The organism is Rufibacter sp. JT20002 (genome assembly GCF_056491185.1).
In genome coordinates this window covers 2,501-5,153 of sequence record NZ_JBSZJY010000010.1, presented here as the reverse complement: position 1 = coordinate 5,153, position 2,653 = coordinate 2,501, and the positions used below count along the sequence as shown (strand labels likewise).

The window sequence follows — 2,653 nt, the reverse complement described above, 5'->3', positions numbered from 1 at the left end:
GGGGTTGGCGGCTACCTACTCTCCCGCGTGTGACCGCAGTACCATCGGCTCGGCGGGGCTTAACTTCTCTGTTCGGAATGGGAAGAGGTGGACACCCGCGACATAGCCACCATTATCTTCGGGTCCCTTTCGGGCGTTCCTCAATGGGGTCGGGGAGTGCTTTGATATACTGGAGGCAGAGAGAGAACGTAGGGTACGCGCCTTTCGGGCGGCGAAAGTTCTCGGGCAATTAGTACGGCTCGGCTATGGTATCTCTACCTTTACACCTGCCGCCTATCGACGTGGTCGTCTCCCACGGCCCTTAAGGGATGTCTCATCTTGGGGTGAGTTTCGCACTTAGATGCTTTCAGCGCTTATCTCATCCGAGCGTAGCTACCCTGCGCTGCGGCTGGCGCCACAACAGGTCCACCAGAGGCTCGTCCATCCCGGTCCTCTCGTACTAAGGACAGGTCCCCTCAAACATCCAACGCCCACTACAGATAGGGACCGAACTGTCTCACGACGTTCTGAACCCAGCTCGCGTGCCACTTTAATCGGCGAACAGCCGAACCCTTGGGACCTTCTCCAGCCCCAGGACGTGACGAGCCGACATCGAGGTGCCAAACCTCCCCGTCGATATGAGCTCTTGGGGGAGATCAGCCTGTTATCCCCGGCGTACCTTTTATCCTTTGAGCGATGGCCCTTCCATGCGGAACCACCGGATCACTATATCCGCCTTTCGGCCCTGCTCGGCTTGTGGGCCTCACAGTCAAGCACCCTTCTGCTATTGCGCTCTGCGCACGGTTACCAAGCGTGCTGAGGGTACCTTTGAAAGCCTCCGTTACTCTTTTGGAGGCGACCACCCCAGTCAAACTACCCACCAAACAATGTCTCCCCTCCGGGATTAGGCTCCAAGCAACTGAAGGGTGGTATTTCAACGTTGCCTCCCCGACGCCTAGCGACGCCGGATCACAGGCTCCCACCTATCCTACACATCAGTTACCCAGAGTCAATGTTAAGCTATAGTAAAGGTGCACGGGGTCTTTCCGTCCCGTAGCGGGTACTCGGCATCTTCACCGAGACTACAATTTCACCGAGCTCACGGCTGAGACAGCGCCCAGATCGTTACACCATTCGTGCAGGTCGGAACTTACCCGACAAGGAATTTCGCTACCTTAGGACCGTTATAGTTACGGCCGCCGTTTACCGGGGCTTCGGTTCAACGCTTCGCCTTGCGGCTAACGTCCCCCCTTAACCTTCCGGCACCGGGCAGGTGTCAGGCCATATACCTCATCTCTCGATTTCGCATAGCCATGTGTTTTTGTTAAACAGTCGCCTGGGCCTTTTCACTGCGGCTTCTCTGGTTGCCCAGAGGAAGCGCCCCTTCTCCCGAAGTTACAGGGCCATTTTGCCGAGTTCCTTGGCCGTGATTCACTCGAGCACCTTAGGATTCTCTCCTCGACTACCTGTGTCGGATTGCGGTACGGGTAGCGTGACCGTGGACGCTTAGCGGGTTTTCTTGGGAGCGGGATTAGGGCCACTATCCCCTCGCCCGGGGGCTTGGGGTACTATCAGATTTCAGCAAGGTCAGCGTACTTAACTACTGTCCTTCTACCTACGTCCTTCAACCTGGTATTCCGTCACCAGGCGGGCCTTTCACTTCTCCGTCACCGCATCGCTGGGTCACGCTAGTACTGGAATATTAACCAGTTGTCCATCGACCTTAGCTCTCGCATCGGCCTTAGGACCCGACTAACCCTGATCCGATTAGCGTTGATCAGGAAACCTTAGTCTTTCGGTGTGCGGGTTTCTCGCCCGCATTATCGTTACTTATGCCTACATTTGCTTTTCCCGACGCTCCAGCACCCATTGCCAGGTACCTTCACCGCCGACGGGAATGCTCCCCTACCACAGAATAAATTCTATCCATAGCTTCGGTATCACGCTTGATGCCCGATTATTATCGATGCCCTGTCGCTCGACCAGTGAGCTGTTACGCACTCTTTAAATGAATGGCTGCTTCCAAGCCAACATCCTGGCTGTCTAAGCAACTGAACCTCCTTTGTTCAACTTAGCGTAAATTTAGGGACCTTAGCTGATGGTCTGGGTTCTTTCCCTCTCGGCCTGGGACCTTAGCACCCCAAGCCTCACTGCCGAGTATGTCACGTGGCATTCGGAGTTCGTCAGGATTCGGTAGGATTTGACTCCCCCTAGTCCTATCGGTAGCTCTACCTCCACGAGACTCAACCTCGACGCTGCCCCTAAAGGCATTTCGGGGAGTACGAGCTATTTCTCAGTTTGATTGGCCTTTCACCCCTACCCTCAGGTCATCCAAATCCTTTTCAACGGAAACTGGTTCGGACCTCCATTGCGTGTTACCGCAACTTCATCCTGCCCAAGGGTAGATCACAAAGTTTCGCGTCTACCCCCCCTGACTGTGCGCCCTGTTCAGACTCGCTTTCGCTGCGGCTCCGTGTTTTAAAACACTTAACCTCGCCAGGGAGGAGTAACTCGTAGGCTCATTATGCAAAAGGCACGCCGTCACCCAACGAATGGGCTCCGACCGCTTGTAGGCGCATGGTTTCAGGTTCTATTTCACTCCTTTATTCAAGGTTCTTTTCACCTTTCCCTCACGGTACTGGTTCACTATCGGTCTCTCAGGAGTATTTAGCCT

At 55.0% G+C, this 2,653-nt stretch carries 2 rRNA genes (1 of these 2 only partly in view); both read right to left on the bottom strand.

What is annotated here, in order from left to right:
- Positions 1-2 precede the first annotated feature (2 nt).
- Positions 3-114 (bottom strand): 5S ribosomal RNA (rrf, locus tag ACW9SV_RS22470).
- Positions 115-209: 95 nt separating this feature from the next.
- Positions 210-2,653: ribosomal RNA gene (locus tag ACW9SV_RS22465) — 23S ribosomal RNA — on the bottom strand; it runs 446 nt beyond the window's last position.